This is a genomic window from Pseudomonas sp. B21-019 (assembly GCF_024749225.1).
GTDB lineage: Bacteria > Pseudomonadota > Gammaproteobacteria > Pseudomonadales > Pseudomonadaceae > Aquipseudomonas.
The window spans coordinates 6170355-6184324 of sequence record NZ_CP087193.1; the positions used below are offsets into that span (position 1 = coordinate 6170355).

Here is a 13970-nt window from a genome sequence, read left to right on the forward strand (position 1 = left end):
CCCTGAATGACCCTCGAACGCGAAGCCGCCGCCAACACCGCCAAGGTCCTGTCCGAAGCGCTGCCTTACATTCGCCGCTATGTCGGCAAGACACTGGTGATCAAGTACGGCGGCAACGCGATGGAAAGCGAGGAGCTGAAAACCGGCTTCGCCCGCGACATCGTGCTGATGAAAGCCGTCGGCATCAACCCGGTGGTGGTTCACGGCGGCGGCCCGCAAATCGGCGACCTGCTCAAGCGACTGTCGATCGAGAGCCACTTTGTCGATGGCATGCGCGTCACCGACGCCGCGACCATGGACGTGGTGGAAATGGTCCTCGGCGGCCAGGTCAACAAGGACATCGTCAACCTGATCAACCGTCACGGCGGCAGCGCCATCGGCCTGACTGGTAAAGACGCCGAGCTGATTCGTGCGAAGAAGCTCACCGTCACCCGCCAGACCCCTGAGATGACCCAGCCGGAAATCATCGACATCGGCCACGTCGGCGAAGTGGTCGGGATCAACACCGACCTGCTGAACCTGCTGGTCAAAGGCGATTTCATTCCGGTGATCGCGCCGATCGGCGTCGGTGCCAATGGCGAGTCGTACAACATCAACGCCGACCTGGTGGCCGGTAAAGTGGCCGAGGCCCTGAAAGCTGAGAAGCTGATGCTGCTGACCAACATTGCCGGCCTGATGGACAAGAGCGGCAAGGTCCTGACCGGCCTGAGCACCCAGCAAGTCGACGATCTGATCGCCGATGGCACCATCTACGGCGGCATGCTGCCGAAGATCCGTTGCGCGCTGGAAGCGGTACAGGGTGGCGTGGGCAGCTCGCTGATCATTGATGGTCGGGTGCCAAATGCAATTCTGCTGGAAATCTTCACCGACACCGGTGTGGGCACGCTGATCAGCAATCGCAAGCGTCCCTGATTCAAAACCTTAAAAAGATCGCAGCCTTTCGGCAGCACCTACGGATTTCGGATGTACGAAAAACCTGTAGGAGCTGACGAAGTCTGCGATCTTTTTTATGCGCGCCGGAAATGCCTGACCTGATTGGGCGAAACGTCCGACTTCACCAAGGAAGCAATCTGCATAAGATCTTCACTGAATCCACAGGAGGTCTACCCATGCAAAAAGACTACGTCCCTTACGGCAGCGATGTTTCACCTGGCACCTATGCCTGTGTCGATTGTGGTCACGAATACTCGAATCAGGGCAAAACATCGATGCCGCCCTGCCCGCAACTCCGCAAAACCGCGCACACCCGTCATGGCTGGAGAATTCTGACTGGCCAGGGCGATGCTGTGGCTGATCCGTACCCGGAGAAAACCAATAAACCCAGCGGGATCAAAAAGGCCGAGACATTCAGCAGCACCAGCAAAAAATAAAGCTGGGGGACTGGGCCATACATAAACAAAAGACCCCGCTCAACTTGCTGAGCGGGGTCTTTTGCTGTCTGCAATCCCTGTGGGAGCGTGGTTACACGCCGAACTGGGCGCGGTAGGCTTCAACCGCAGGCAAATGTTGCTTGAGCTGCGGATCGTCAGCCAGGAACTCCAGCACTTGGTTCAGCGAAACGATGCTGATCACCGGAATGCCGAAGTCACGCTCCACTTCCTGAATGGCCGACAACTCACCATTGCCACGCTCCTGACGGTTCAGGGCGATCAGCACACCGGCAGCTTTGGCGCCGTCCTGGGAAGCGATGATCTGCATCACTTCACGGATGGCGGTGCCCGCGGTGATCACGTCGTCGATGATCAGCACGTCGCCAGTCAATGGCGCGCCGACCAGGCTGCCACCTTCGCCGTGGGCCTTGGCTTCCTTGCGATTGAAGCACCATGGCAGGTCACGGTCGTGATGTTCGGCCAGTGCCACGGCGGTGGCTGCCGCCAACGGGATGCCTTTGTAGGCCGGGCCGAACAGTACGTCGAAGGAAATACCGCTCTCGACGATGGCTGCCGCATAGAAACGGCCCAGCTGTGCCAGGGCCTTCCCTGAGTTGAACAGGCCGGCATTGAAGAAGTATGGACTGGTGCGCCCGGACTTCAGGGTGAACTCACCGAAGCGCAAAACGCCGCGATCGATGGCAAAACGAATGAAATCGCGTTGATACGCTTGCATGAAAAAAACCCCAAATACCACGGATTTAGCTAATTAGGTAGACGCCGTGTATCATACCCGCACGCGATTTTTGGGGCCACTTATGCGGATCATCAGTGTGAACGTCAATGGTATTCAGGCTGCAGTCGAGCGTGGTTTGCTCAGTTGGCTGCAAGCACAGAATGCCGACGTCATCTGCCTGCAGGACACCCGCGCCTCCGCCTTTGAACTGGACGATCCAGCCTTCCAACTGGATGGCTACTTCCTTTATGCCTGCGAAGCCGAAGTTCCCGCCCAAGGTGGCGTGGCTTTGTATTCGCGGTTGCAACCGAAGGCTGTCATCAGCGGTCTCGGCTTCGAGACGGCCGACCGCTACGGGCGCTACCTGCAAGCCGATTTCGACAAGGTCAGCATCGCGACCTTGCTGCTCCCTTCGGGGCAGAATGGCGATGAAGACTTGAACCAGAAGTTCAAGCTAATGGACGACTTCGCCCGTTATCTGGATAAACAGCGACGCAAACGTCGCGAGTACATTTATTGTGGCTCGCTGTACGTGGCGCAACAGAAGCTGGATATCAAGAACTGGCGCGACAGCCAGCAATCCCCGGGCTTCCTGGCGCCTGAGCGTGCCTGGATGGACGAGATTGTCGGCAACATGGGTTATGTCGACGCCCTGCGGGAAGTCAGCCGCGAAGGCGACCAGTACAGCTGGTGGCCGGACAACGAACAGGCCGAGATGCTCAACCTGGGCTGGCGTTTCGACTACCAGTTGCTGACCCCTGGCCTGCGCCGCTTCGTACGCAGCGCACGCCTGCCACGTCAGCCACGGTTCTCGCAGCACGCACCGCTGATCGTGGACTACGACTGGACGCTGACGATCTAAGCGTCTTTTCGCAGATGCAAAAAAGCCGACATTGCTGTCGGCTTTTTTGTGCACGCTGATTTTTTCTGGCTGTTATTTGATCAACCGCCAGGTGAAGGGATAGCGGTAAGGCACCCCGTCATTGGCCTTGAGCCCGGCAATGATGCACAGCACCATCGCCCCGATCAGAACCAGCGGCAGCAGCGCAAAACCGATCAACACCAGCATCAGCACGTAACAGATGCCCGAGACCAGGGCCACGGTGATCTGAAAGTTCAGCGCTTCTTTGCCTTGGGCATCGATGAACGGGTCCGCTTCACGCTTCCACTGCCAGAGTATCAGCGGCCCGATCAGGTGACCGAACGGAAACCAGACACCGAGAAACGCCGAGAGGTGACAAAACATCGCCCACTGGCGAGCCTCGGAGCTCGGTGTGGGTAGCAACTGCTGTTCATCACTCATGGCGCTCTCCTTTGCCGGACATCAAAACAATCAGTCAGCCAGTGCAGCCTTCTGCAGTTCGAAAATCTCGATCATGCCTTTCTTCGCCAGTGCCAGCATCGCGTTCAGCTCTTCCGGCTGGAACGGTGCGCCTTCGGCGGTGCCCTGGACTTCGATGAAACCACCAGTGCTGGTCATCACCACGTTGAGGTCAGTCTCGGCAGCCGAGTCTTCCAGGTAGTCGAGGTCAAGCACAGGTTCGCCCTGATACATGCCCACCGAAACGGCAGCGATCATTTGCTTGAGCGGGTCGCCACCTTTGAGGCCGCCGCGCTTCTTGATCACTTTCAAGGCGTCGACCAGTGCAACCATGGCGCCGGTGATGGACGCGGTGCGGGTGCCGCCATCAGCCTGGATCACATCGCAGTCGACGTACAAGGTGACGTCGCCCAGCTTGGACATGTCCAGCGCAGCGCGCAGGGAACGACCGATCAGACGCTGGATTTCCAGAGTGCGGCCGCCTTGCTTGCCGCGGCTCGCCTCACGCTGGTTACGCTCGCCAGTGGCGCGCGGCAGCATGCCGTATTCAGCGGTCAACCAGCCCTGGCCCTGACCCTTGAGGAAACGCGGCACGCCGTTCTCGACGCTGACGGTGCAGATGACCTTGGTATCACCGAACTCGACCAGTACAGATCCCTCGGCGTGTTTGGTGTAGTTGCGGGTAATGCGGATCGAGCGGAGCTGATCGGCAGCGCGACCACTTGGACGTTTCATAGGGATTACCTGTACGGGGGACGGAAAACTGCCGAGCATTATAGAGCCGTGGGCCGCGAGTGGGCACTTCTAAAAAAATCACCCGACGATTGAAGGCTCTGAATAGAGCGTAGCCGACGGCCTGCAGCCCATTGTCACAGCGTGTGATTGGGCGCATCCGCCCCACTGCGCTACAATCCTGCGCCTTTGCTGCCTGTCGGCTTTAATTCACAGATAGCGGGTCCGCGAACCATGGGTTACGCGCCGACCTGCATTGCGAGGTACCTCCATGGTGCACAGCATGACCGCCTTCGCCCGCGTCGAGAAAGCCGGCGTCCAGGGCACCCTGAGCTGGGAGCTGCGCTCGGTCAACAGCCGCTACCTGGAACCCCATCTGCGCCTGCCGGAATCTTTCCGCGACCTCGAGGGCGCCGTCCGCGAAGCCCTGCGCCAGGGAATTTCCCGGGGCAAGCTCGAATGCACCCTGCGTTTCACCGAAGAAAGCACTGGCAAACCGCTGCAAGTGGACCGCGAGCGCGCCGCGCAACTGGTCGCTGCCGCCGAGACCGTCGCCAGCCTGATCAAGAACCCCGCCGCGCTGAACCCGCTGGAAGTCCTGGCCTGGCCCGGCGTGCTGGTGGCCGACGCCGCCGACCCGCAAGCGCTGAATGCCGAAGCCCTGACGCTGTTCAACCAAGGACTGAAAGAACTCAAGGCCGGCCGCGAGCGCGAAGGCGCGGAGCTGGCGCGGTTGATCAACGAGCGCCTGACGTCCATTGAAGAAGATGTGGTGATCCTGCGTGAGCTGGTCCCGCAGATGCTCGCCACCCAGCGTCAGAAAGTCCTCGACCGCTTCACCGACATGAAGGCCGACCTCGACCCGCAGCGCCTGGAGCAGGAAATGGTCATGCTCGCGCAAAAGAGCGACGTCGCCGAAGAACTGGATCGCCTGAGCACTCATATCATCGAAGTTCGCCGGGTGCTCAAATCCGGCGGCGCTGCCGGTCGACGCCTGGATTTCCTGATGCAGGAGCTCAACCGCGAAGCCAACACACTGGGCTCCAAAGCCTTCGACCCGCGCAGCACCCAAGCGGCGGTCAACCTAAAGGTGTTGATCGAGCAGATGCGCGAACAAGTACAGAATATTGAGTAAGGCAAACCTGACATGACCCACAGTACCGGCACCCTGTACATCATTTCCGCACCTTCGGGGGCGGGCAAGAGCAGCCTGGTCAAAGCCCTGACCGACGCTGATCAGGAGATCCGCGTCTCGGTCTCCCACACCACCCGCGCCATGCGCCCTGGTGAAGTGAACGGCGTGAACTATCACTTCGTCGAACGTAGCGAGTTCGTGAAGATGATCGAGCACGGAGATTTCCTCGAGCGCGCCGAAGTGTTCGGCAATCTCTATGGCACTTCGCAAAGCCACCTGCAGCAGACCCTGGATGAAGGTCACGACCTGATTCTGGAAATTGACTGGCAGGGCGCAGAGCAAGTGCGCAAGTTGATGCCCCAGGCCCGTTCGATCTTCATTCTGCCGCCGTCCCTGGAGGCCCTGCACCAGCGCCTGACCAATCGCGGCCAGGACAGTGACGAGATCATCGAAGGCCGGATGCGCGAAGCCGTCAGCGAGATGAGCCATTACGTCGACTACGATTACTTGATCATCAACGACAATTTCGCCCACGCACTGGACGATCTGAAGGCGATTTTCCGCGCCAATCAGCTGCATCAGAAGCGTCAGCAGCAGCGTCATGGCAAATTATTGGCTGAATTGCTCGGCTAATCAGCTCTTCCCAAAACCGCTGCAAGGGCTTTACATTGGTGCTTATAGCGCGTTGAAGAGCCTGGTCAAAAAATCAGCGCTTCCCTAATCGCTGGTGATTTTTTAAACTGTTGAGTCCGCTCGCCCAACCGGGCAGCGCGCATATTGCATTCGCTCCGAGGAATACCATGGCCCGCGTAACCGTTGAAGACTGCCTAGAACACGTGGAAAACCGCTTTGAGCTGGTCATGCTCTCTACCAAGCGTGCCCGTCAACTGGCCACCGGTGGCAAAGAGCCCCTGGTTCAGTGGGAAAACGACAAGCCTACAGTTGTAGCGCTGCGTGAAATCGCTGAGGGCCTGATGAGCTACGAGTTCATCGCCAACGCTGAAATCGTCGAAGACGAACCGCTGTTCGCAGCGTTCGAGGACGAGTCCAACGAGGCAGTATAAGCCATGCCTGGTCGACGTAGCACGGCGCGGGGTCATAGCAAACGGCAGGTGTCATCATGCCGAGCATAGACGCCCTCGCCGATCGCTTATCGACCTACCTCGGCAAGGACCAGGTCAACCTGGTCCGCCGAGCGTACTTCTACGCCGAACAAGCCCACGACGGTCAACGCCGCCGCAGCGGTGAGGCGTACGTCACGCATCCTCTTGCGGTGGCGAATATTCTTGCCGACATGCACATGGACCATCAGAGCCTGATGGCTGCAATGCTGCATGACGTGATCGAAGACACCGGTATTGCCAAGGAAGCGCTGCAAGCGCAGTTCGGCGAAACGGTGGCCGAACTGGTCGACGGGGTCAGCAAACTGACCCAGATGAACTTCGAGACCAAGGCCGAAGCCCAGGCCGAAAACTTCCAGAAAATGGCCATGGCCATGGCGCGCGACATTCGCGTGATCCTGGTCAAGCTGGCCGACCGCCTGCACAACATGCGCACCCTGGAAGTGCTGTCCGGCGAAAAGCGCCGGCGGATCGCCAAGGAAACCCTGGAAATCTATGCGCCCATCGCCAACCGGCTGGGTATGCACGCCATCCGCATAGAATTCGAAGACCTCGGCTTCAAGGCCATGCACCCGATGCGTTCCGCGCGGATCAACCAGGCGGTCAAGCGCGCCCGGGGCAACCGCAAGGAAATCGTCAACAAGATCGAAGAGTCCCTCAGCCACTGCCTGGCCATCGACGGCATCCAGGGTGAGGTCAGCGGTCGTCAGAAACACCTCTACGGCATCTACAAGAAAATGCGCGGCAAGCGTCGGGCCTTCAACGAGATCATGGACGTTTATGCGTTCCGGATCATCGTCGACAAGGTCGATACCTGCTACCGCGTACTGGGTGCCGTGCACAATTTGTACAAACCGTTACCGGGGCGCTTCAAGGATTACATCGCGATCCCCAAGGCCAACGGCTACCAGTCGCTGCACACCACACTGTTTGGCATGCACGGTGTACCGATCGAGATCCAGATCCGCACCCGTGAAATGGAAGAGATGGCCAACAACGGCATCGCCGCCCATTGGCTGTACAAATCCAGCGGCGACGAACAGCCCAAAGGCACTCATGCCCGCGCCCGCCAGTGGGTCAAAGGCGTGCTGGAGATGCAGCAACGGGCCGGCAACTCGCTGGAATTCATCGAGAGCGTGAAGATCGACCTGTTCCCGGACGAGGTCTACGTGTTCACGCCCAAAGGCCGGATCATGGAGCTTCCAAAAGGCTCCACGGCGGTCGACTTCGCTTACGCGGTACACACCGACGTGGGCAACAGCTGCATTGCCTGTCGGATCAACCGTCGTCTCGCGCCGCTGTCCGAACCGCTGCAAAGCGGCTCCACGGTCGAGATCGTCAGCGCCCCCGGCGCACGGCCGAACCCGGCATGGCTCAATTTCGTGGTCACCGGCAAGGCGCGGACCCACATCCGCCATGCACTGAAACTGCAACGCCGCTCCGAATCCATCAGCCTCGGCGAACGCCTGCTAAACAAGGTGCTCAACGGCTTCGACAGCTCGCTGGAAAAAGTCCCGGCCGAGCGCGTGCAGTTGATGCTCCACGAATACCGCCTCGAATTGATCGAAGACCTGCTCGAAGACATCGGCCTGGGCAATCGCATGGCTTACGTGGTCGCCCGCCGCCTGCTCGGCGAAGGCGAACAGCTGCCGAGCCCGGAAGGCCCGCTGGCGATTCGCGGCACCGAAGGCCTGGTCCTCAGCTACGCCAAATGTTGCACGCCGATCCCGGGCGACCCGATTGTCGGCCACCTGTCGGCGGGCAAAGGCATGGTCGTGCACCTGGACAACTGCCGCAACATCAGCGAGATCCGCCACAACCCGGAAAAATGCATCCAGCTCTCATGGGCCAAGGATGTCACCGGCGAATTCAACGTCGAGCTGCGCGTCGAACTGGAACACCAGCGCGGCCTGATCGCCCTGCTGGCCAGCAGCGTCAACGCGGCCGACGGCAATATCGAAAAAATCAGCATGGACGAACGCGACGGTCGTATCAGCGTGGTCCAACTGGTGGTCAGCGTGCACGACCGCGTGCACCTGGCCCGCGTGATCAAGAAACTGCGCGCCCTGACCGGGGTCATCCGCATCACCCGCATGCGCGCGTAGCCCACCCTTCACAAGGAGTCATACATGACCAAGACCGTTATCAACAGCGACAAGGCCCCGGCCGCCATCGGTACTTACTCCCAGGCGATCAAGGCTGGCAACACCGTGTACATGTCGGGTCAGATTCCTCTGGACCCAAAAACCATGGAACTGGTCGAAGGCTTCGAAGCCCAGACCGTCCAGGTGTTCGAGAACCTCAAAGCCGTGGCTGAAGCTGCCGGTGGTTCGTTCAAGGACATCGTCAAACTGAACATTTTCCTCACCGACCTGAGCCACTTCGCCAAGGTCAATGAGATCATGGGCAAGTACTTCGACCAGCCTTACCCAGCCCGCGCCGCCATCGGTGTCGCTGCACTGCCAAAAGGCTCGCAGGTCGAGATGGACGCCATTCTCGTCATCGAGTAACGGGTAACACGTCCTGGCGCAGCCGCCGCGCTGCGCCAATTCCGTTTTTGAAAGGATTCCGTCATGCGCAAAGCGCTTGCTCTCTCTTTGCTTGCCATTTTTCTCGGCGGCTGTGCCAGCGACCCCACCGACCGCGACATCAGTGGCACCTGGATCAACCAGGCGGCAATCGATGCCGCTGCCAAAGGCGGCCCCTTGCGTGAAGCCCTCCAGGCCTACGGTCCAAACCTGGAATGGGATATCAATACCAGAGCCGGTCAGGCGCGATACACCAACGGCTTCGAAAATGTCGATGGCAAGCTGCTGGGTGAAAAATCCGGCGCCTGGAAGGTCGACTTCTATGGCAGCTCCGGCAACGAGTTGAGCCGTGACGGCAAACAACTGTTGCAGGCGGCCACAGACAACGAACCCGAGCAGGTATTCGATCGCGCCCGGGACGCAGTGCCTGAGGGTGCACCGGTTGGCGCCAGTTTCGAGCGTGCCCTGTACTCTGCATATATGGGCGGCAGCTGGAAAATCCTCAGCGGCTCAGGCGAAGGTAGCACCGTGCAGTTTCAACCAGACGGCCGGGTTGACGGCCTCCCGGGTGCTGATCGTTATGCACTCTGCCTGGCGGGAGATTGTGCCAACATGAGTAGCGGTTATGACAGTCTCTGGCTACAGCAAGGTGGCCAAGGAAGTTCGTGGATCTTTGCGCGCAAAGGCAAGCAGCTGGAAATTTTCCAGGCGATCAACACCTCCCTGGCAGACGAACAGCCATCGTTTACCCCAAGCACTCGGCAATGGTTACTGGAAAAACAGTGATCCAGCAAAAAGGAGCCCGAGGGCTCCTTTTTTCTTTTGCCTGACGACAACCCCCTCAGCATCTATACCAAACGCTCACGCCGTGTCCGGGCGCTCAAAATTGGCAACACTGTTTTCTGCGACCAAACTCCACCGCTGCCATAGTATAGAGGGCCCGGTCGAAGACTCTCCCAAGGATGAATTCATGCGCAGGGCGCTGATCGCTTTTTCATTGCTCGCCATATTCCTCGGTGGTTGTGCCAATGCCCCCACAGAAAATGATATCAGCGGCATCTGGATCAACCAGGGGGCCATCGATGCGGCCGCCAAAGGCCAGCCACTGCTTGAAACACTCAGGGGCCATTCGAACCTGGAATGGGACATCGACAGCCGCAGGGACAAGGCGACGTCCAACAGCGGTGCTGAAGTAGGCGGAGGCCGACTACTGAAGAGAAAACCTGGCGTTTGGACGGTTGACTACAACGGCTACGGTAGCGACGAACTGCGATTCAACGGCAAGCAACTGATCCAACTGGCGAAGAGCTACGAACCTGAGCAGGTGTTTGCTCGCCCCAAAGAGTCGGCGGTGAAAGACCCGCGCTGGGCCGGCACTTTCCGGCAAGCCTTGAATTCAGCCTATATGGGCGGCAGTTGGAAAGTCGTCGACGGTACGGGTAACACCGTACGGTTTTACTCTGACGGCCGGGTTGAAGGACTGCCTGGTGCCGACCATTACGAACTCTGCCTCGCCGGAGACTGCAGCAGCGACATGCCCACTGGATACGACAACCTCTTGCTGCGTAACCAAGACACCGGACGGGGGTTCTTTTTTACTCGCAATGGCAAATGGCTCGAAATATTCGGGATAACCGACATCAACCCCGAGCTGAAGGGCTCGGGTAAACCGTCGACTCGCCAGTGGCTGCTGGAAAAACAGTGATCCAAAACAAAGGAGCCCGCAGGTTTCTGCTCTTTAAACACCAGATCAGATCAACCACCACCTTCAAGAATCGCCGCATACCCCTCTCGGTAACCAGGATAACGCGGCGTCCAGCCCAACGCCTTCGCCCGAGCATTGCTGCAACGCTTGCTGCCGGCACGACGCACACTGGCATCATCGGCCCACTCGGTCACGCCCAGGTACTCACGCAACCAGCCCACCACCTCTGCCATTGGCGCAGGCGCATCATCGACACCTATATAGGCATCATCCAGCGCCACTCCACGCCGATCCGCCTCAAGCAGGAACGCCAGCAACCCCGCCGCGTCGTCGACGTGAATCCGATTGGCGTACAGCGGCGGATCGATCGCCACGCGATAACCGCGACGAACCTGAGTCAGCAGCCACTCTCGACCTGGACCATAAATACCGGTCAGACGCACGATGCTGGCCGGGATGCCACTATCACGCGCCACTTGCTCGGCTTCCAGCATCACACGCCCTGAATAGCCAGCCGCCACGGTCGGCGAATTCTCGTCGACCCACTCGCCCTCTTGCTGGCCGTAAACACTGCTGCTGGAAACGAATAGCAGCCGATCGGGCACTTGCCCGTAGTCGCCCAGCCATTCCAGCACGTGCTGCAAACCCTGAACATAAGCGGCGCGGTATCCGGCCTCATCGTGATCGGTAGCCGCCGCGCAATACACCAGGTAATCCACCGCCCCGATTGGCCAGGTCGCCGGGCAGTCTTTATTGAACAAGTCACCGGCAACGCCAATCACCCCTTGGGGTAGGCGTGAGACGTCACGCCGCAAGCCGTGAACCTCCCACCCCGAATTCAACAATTGCGTAGCCAGACGGCTGCCGACATCACCGCAGCCGGCGATCAAAACAGAAGGCGCGGACATCAGAAGACTCCCTCAAGAAAGGTACAGACTAGCGCCCGAAATGGATAAGCAGCTAGCAATGGAAGAAAAAAAGAGACGCTATTACTTTTGTTAACAAGAATTAATTGCAATAATGCCAGCCACTTTTGTTCTCGGCCTTACGAGGCCTGGAAGAACACTTACCGTCTTTTCCTCTCAGGTCCGGCCAGCATGACACGCAATCAACTCTCCGCTTCGCCAACCAAACGACCTCGCGCCTGGAGCGCGGTAGCCGCCCTGCTGCTCAGCCTGATGCTGGCGCCGACCGCCGCATTCGCCGATGCGCAAGCGCCGGCCACACTGCCTGCGGCCACTCAAACACCAGCCGTTCAAGCCGCACCTGCCGCGACCGATCCGGTCCAGGCCGTAAACGCCGCGGACATGCCGCAAGCTCTCGAAGCCGACAACTCCCTGGGAATGGCCCACGACCTGTCGCCATGGGGCATGTACAAGAACGCCGATATTATCGTGAAAATCGTGATGATCGGCCTGGCCATCGCCTCGATCATCACCTGGACCATCTGGATCGCCAAGGGCTTCGAGCTGATGGGCGCCAAGCGCCGTCTGCGCGCTGAAATCGCCCATCTGAAAAAAGCCGCCACCCTTAAAGAAGCCAGCTCGACAGCGGCCAAGGAAGGCACCCTCGCCAACCTGCTGGTCCACGATGCGCTGGAAGAAATGCGCCTGTCGGCCAACAGCCGCGAGAAAGAAGGCATCAAGGAGCGTGTGAGCTTCCGCCTCGAGCGCCTGGTTGCCGCCTGCGGTCGCAACATGAGCAGCGGCACCGGCGTGCTGGCCACCATCGGTTCCACCGCGCCGTTCGTCGGCCTGTTCGGTACCGTATGGGGCATCATGAACAGCTTCATCGGCATCGCCAAAACCCAGACCACCAACCTCGCCGTCGTGGCCCCCGGCATCGCCGAAGCCCTGCTGGCGACCGCTCTGGGTCTGGTTGCAGCGATTCCTGCGGTGGTCATCTACAACGTCTTCGCCCGCTCCATTGCCGGTTACAAGGCGCAAGTGTCCGACGCCTCGGCAGAAGTCCTGCTGCTGGTCAGCCGTGACCTCGACCACCAGCCGCCCGAGCGCAGCTCGCATCCGCACATGGTGAAAGTGGGGTAATCGGCCATGGGCCTGCATTTGAAAGAAGGCGCAGACGACGATCTGGCCGAGAACCACGAAATCAACGTCACGCCGTTCATCGATGTGATGCTGGTGCTGTTGATCATCTTCATGGTGGCGGCGCCGCTGGCCACCGTGGACATCAAGGTCGACCTGCCCGCCTCCACCGCCAAACCGGCGCCGCGGCCAGAGAAGCCGGTGTTCCTCAGCGTAAAAGCTGACCAGCGCCTGTTCCTCGGCGAAGACGAAGTGAAGACCGAAGCCCTCGGCGCCACACTCGACGCCAAGACCCAGGGCAAGAAAGACACGACGATCTTCTTCCAGGCCGACAAAGGCGTGGACTACGGCGACCTGATGAGCGTGATGGACGCCCTGCGCGCCGCCGGCTACCTGAAGGTCGGTCTGGTCGGACTCGAGACGGCAGCCAAAAAATGATCAACACGCGCCAAAAGCTGACGCGTTACGGCGGTAGCCTGGCCGTGGTGCTGGGCGTCCATGCGCTGGCCATTGCGCTGGCACTGAACTGGACCTCGCGCCCGCCAATCGAACTGCCGCCGCAAGCGATGATGGTCGAGCTGGCGCCGATGCCGGCCCCGCCACCGCCCGCACCGCCGAAGGTGATCACGCCGCCACCGGCGCCGGTGGAAGAACTACCGATTCCAAAACTCGCTGAAGCGCCGAAGGCCGAGATTGCCGTGCCCAAGCCGGTCAAACCCAAGCCGAAGCCGCAACCGCCCAAGCCTGTGGAGAAAAAACCGGAGCCACCGAAGGAAAAGCCTTCCGAGGAGAAGCCTAGCGACGCGCAGCCAACCCAGGCGCCGGCGGAGAAGTCCGCTCAGCCGGCTCCCGGTCCATCACCGGCACAGCAAGCAGCTAAAGCTAACTGGCAAGGAACCCTGCTCGCGCACCTGGCCAAGTACAAAAAGTACCCGGCCAGCGCACAGCAACGCGGCAAGGAAGGTTTGAACCGTCTGCGCTTTGTGGTGGATGCCGAAGGTAACGTGCTGTCGTTCGAACTGGTGGGCCGCTCCGGCAACGCCGATCTGGACCGGGCTACCCTGGAAATGATCCGCCGCGCCCAACCGCTGCCCAAGCCACCGGCCGACATGCTGAACAACGGCTCCATCGAAATCGTTGCACCGTTTGTTTACTCGCTGGAACGTCGCCGTTAAAACACCGCCGCTCCCACAGGCTCTTCGGCGGTTACAAAACCTATAAAAGGCACCGAAAGGTGCCTTTTTGCATATCTGGAAACGGCAAACCTGCATTGCCCA

Annotated in this window: 17 protein-coding genes; 13 read left to right on the forward strand and 4 right to left on the reverse strand. The window is 59.7% G+C overall.

Features of this window, described 5'->3' with window-relative positions; translation table 11 throughout:
- The first annotated feature begins 6 nt into the window (after positions 1 to 6).
- Positions 7 to 912, forward strand: a complete 906-nt coding sequence (argB, locus tag LOY36_RS27850) for an acetylglutamate kinase (RefSeq protein ID WP_018927486.1) — start codon at positions 7 to 9, stop codon at positions 910 to 912.
- 197 nt (positions 913 to 1109) lie between these two features.
- The gene (locus LOY36_RS27855) at positions 1110 to 1370 is read left to right on the forward strand and encodes a hypothetical protein (protein ID WP_019650094.1); all 261 of its coding nucleotides are present in this window, start codon (positions 1110 to 1112) and stop codon (positions 1368 to 1370) included.
- Positions 1371 to 1461: 91 nt separating this feature from the next.
- Here LOY36_RS27855 and pyrE read toward each other — a convergent pair whose 3' ends face one another.
- Complete coding sequence (pyrE, locus tag LOY36_RS27860) at positions 1462 to 2106, reverse strand: orotate phosphoribosyltransferase (RefSeq protein WP_018927484.1); 645 nt, start codon at positions 2104 to 2106, stop codon at positions 1462 to 1464.
- Between the two features lie 82 nt (positions 2107 to 2188).
- On the opposite strand from pyrE, the gene LOY36_RS27865 reads away from it, so the two are divergent.
- Positions 2189 to 2968: an exodeoxyribonuclease III gene (locus LOY36_RS27865; protein ID WP_007934608.1), complete on the forward strand. Its 780-nt coding sequence runs from the start codon at positions 2189 to 2191 to the stop codon at positions 2966 to 2968.
- Positions 2969 to 3040: 72 nt separating this feature from the next.
- Here the strand turns inward: LOY36_RS27865 and LOY36_RS27870 are convergent, their stop codons facing one another.
- The gene (locus tag LOY36_RS27870; RefSeq protein WP_018927483.1) at positions 3041 to 3409 is read right to left on the reverse strand and encodes a DUF4870 domain-containing protein; all 369 of its coding nucleotides are present in this window, start codon (positions 3407 to 3409) and stop codon (positions 3041 to 3043) included.
- Between the two features lie 30 nt (positions 3410 to 3439).
- Positions 3440 to 4162 carry a ribonuclease PH gene (rph, locus tag LOY36_RS27875; protein WP_007934600.1) on the reverse strand — a complete coding sequence of 241 codons (723 nt, stop codon included), beginning with the start codon at positions 4160 to 4162 and terminating at the stop codon, positions 3440 to 3442.
- 268 nt (positions 4163 to 4430) lie between these two features.
- On the opposite strand from rph, the gene LOY36_RS27880 reads away from it, so the two are divergent.
- The 7 genes from LOY36_RS27880 to LOY36_RS27910 all read left to right on the forward strand — a co-directional run bounded on the left by LOY36_RS27880 (position 4431) and on the right by LOY36_RS27910 (position 10648).
- The gene (locus tag LOY36_RS27880) at positions 4431 to 5294 is read left to right on the forward strand and encodes a YicC/YloC family endoribonuclease (RefSeq protein ID WP_019580465.1); all 864 of its coding nucleotides are present in this window, start codon (positions 4431 to 4433) and stop codon (positions 5292 to 5294) included.
- 12 nt (positions 5295 to 5306) lie between these two features.
- A complete protein-coding gene (gene gmk, locus LOY36_RS27885; RefSeq protein WP_018927481.1) occupies positions 5307 to 5927 on the forward strand; it encodes a guanylate kinase in 621 nt (206 codons plus the stop codon).
- Positions 5928 to 6094: 167 nt separating this feature from the next.
- Entirely contained in the window at positions 6095 to 6358 is a 264-nt protein-coding gene (gene rpoZ / locus LOY36_RS27890) for a DNA-directed RNA polymerase subunit omega (RefSeq protein ID WP_003177259.1), read from the forward strand.
- Between the two features lie 56 nt (positions 6359 to 6414).
- Positions 6415 to 8520, forward strand: coding sequence for a bifunctional GTP diphosphokinase/guanosine-3',5'-bis pyrophosphate 3'-pyrophosphohydrolase (gene spoT, locus LOY36_RS27895; protein ID WP_007934594.1), 2106 nt, complete (start codon positions 6415 to 6417; stop codon positions 8518 to 8520).
- A 24-nt stretch (positions 8521 to 8544) separates the two neighbouring features.
- Entirely contained in the window at positions 8545 to 8925 is a 381-nt protein-coding gene (locus LOY36_RS27900; protein WP_003177257.1) for a RidA family protein, read from the forward strand.
- A gap of 63 nt (positions 8926 to 8988) precedes the next feature.
- Entirely contained in the window at positions 8989 to 9729 is a 741-nt protein-coding gene (locus LOY36_RS27905) for a hypothetical protein (RefSeq protein ID WP_258671626.1), read from the forward strand.
- A gap of 184 nt (positions 9730 to 9913) precedes the next feature.
- Complete coding sequence (locus LOY36_RS27910) at positions 9914 to 10648, forward strand: hypothetical protein (RefSeq protein WP_019650092.1); 735 nt, start codon at positions 9914 to 9916, stop codon at positions 10646 to 10648.
- A 50-nt stretch (positions 10649 to 10698) separates the two neighbouring features.
- On the opposite strand, the gene LOY36_RS27915 is transcribed toward LOY36_RS27910, so the two are convergent.
- The gene (locus LOY36_RS27915) at positions 10699 to 11556 is read right to left on the reverse strand and encodes an SDR family oxidoreductase (protein WP_019650091.1); all 858 of its coding nucleotides are present in this window, start codon (positions 11554 to 11556) and stop codon (positions 10699 to 10701) included.
- 189 nt (positions 11557 to 11745) lie between these two features.
- Between LOY36_RS27915 and exbB the strand changes: the two genes are divergently transcribed.
- From exbB to LOY36_RS27930, 3 genes are read left to right on the forward strand one after another with little or no spacing between them, the layout of a single operon-like run.
- Complete coding sequence (gene exbB / locus LOY36_RS27920; protein WP_258671628.1) at positions 11746 to 12696, forward strand: tonB-system energizer ExbB; 951 nt, start codon at positions 11746 to 11748, stop codon at positions 12694 to 12696.
- Positions 12697 to 12702: 6 nt separating this feature from the next.
- Complete coding sequence (exbD, locus tag LOY36_RS27925) at positions 12703 to 13131, forward strand: TonB system transport protein ExbD (RefSeq protein WP_007934588.1); 429 nt, start codon at positions 12703 to 12705, stop codon at positions 13129 to 13131.
- Positions 13128 to 13868 carry an energy transducer TonB gene (locus LOY36_RS27930; RefSeq protein ID WP_258671630.1) on the forward strand — a complete coding sequence of 247 codons (741 nt, stop codon included), beginning with the start codon at positions 13128 to 13130 and terminating at the stop codon, positions 13866 to 13868. Before exbD ends, LOY36_RS27930 begins: the two co-directional genes overlap by 4 nt.
- Positions 13869 to 13970: the final 102 nt, after the last annotated feature.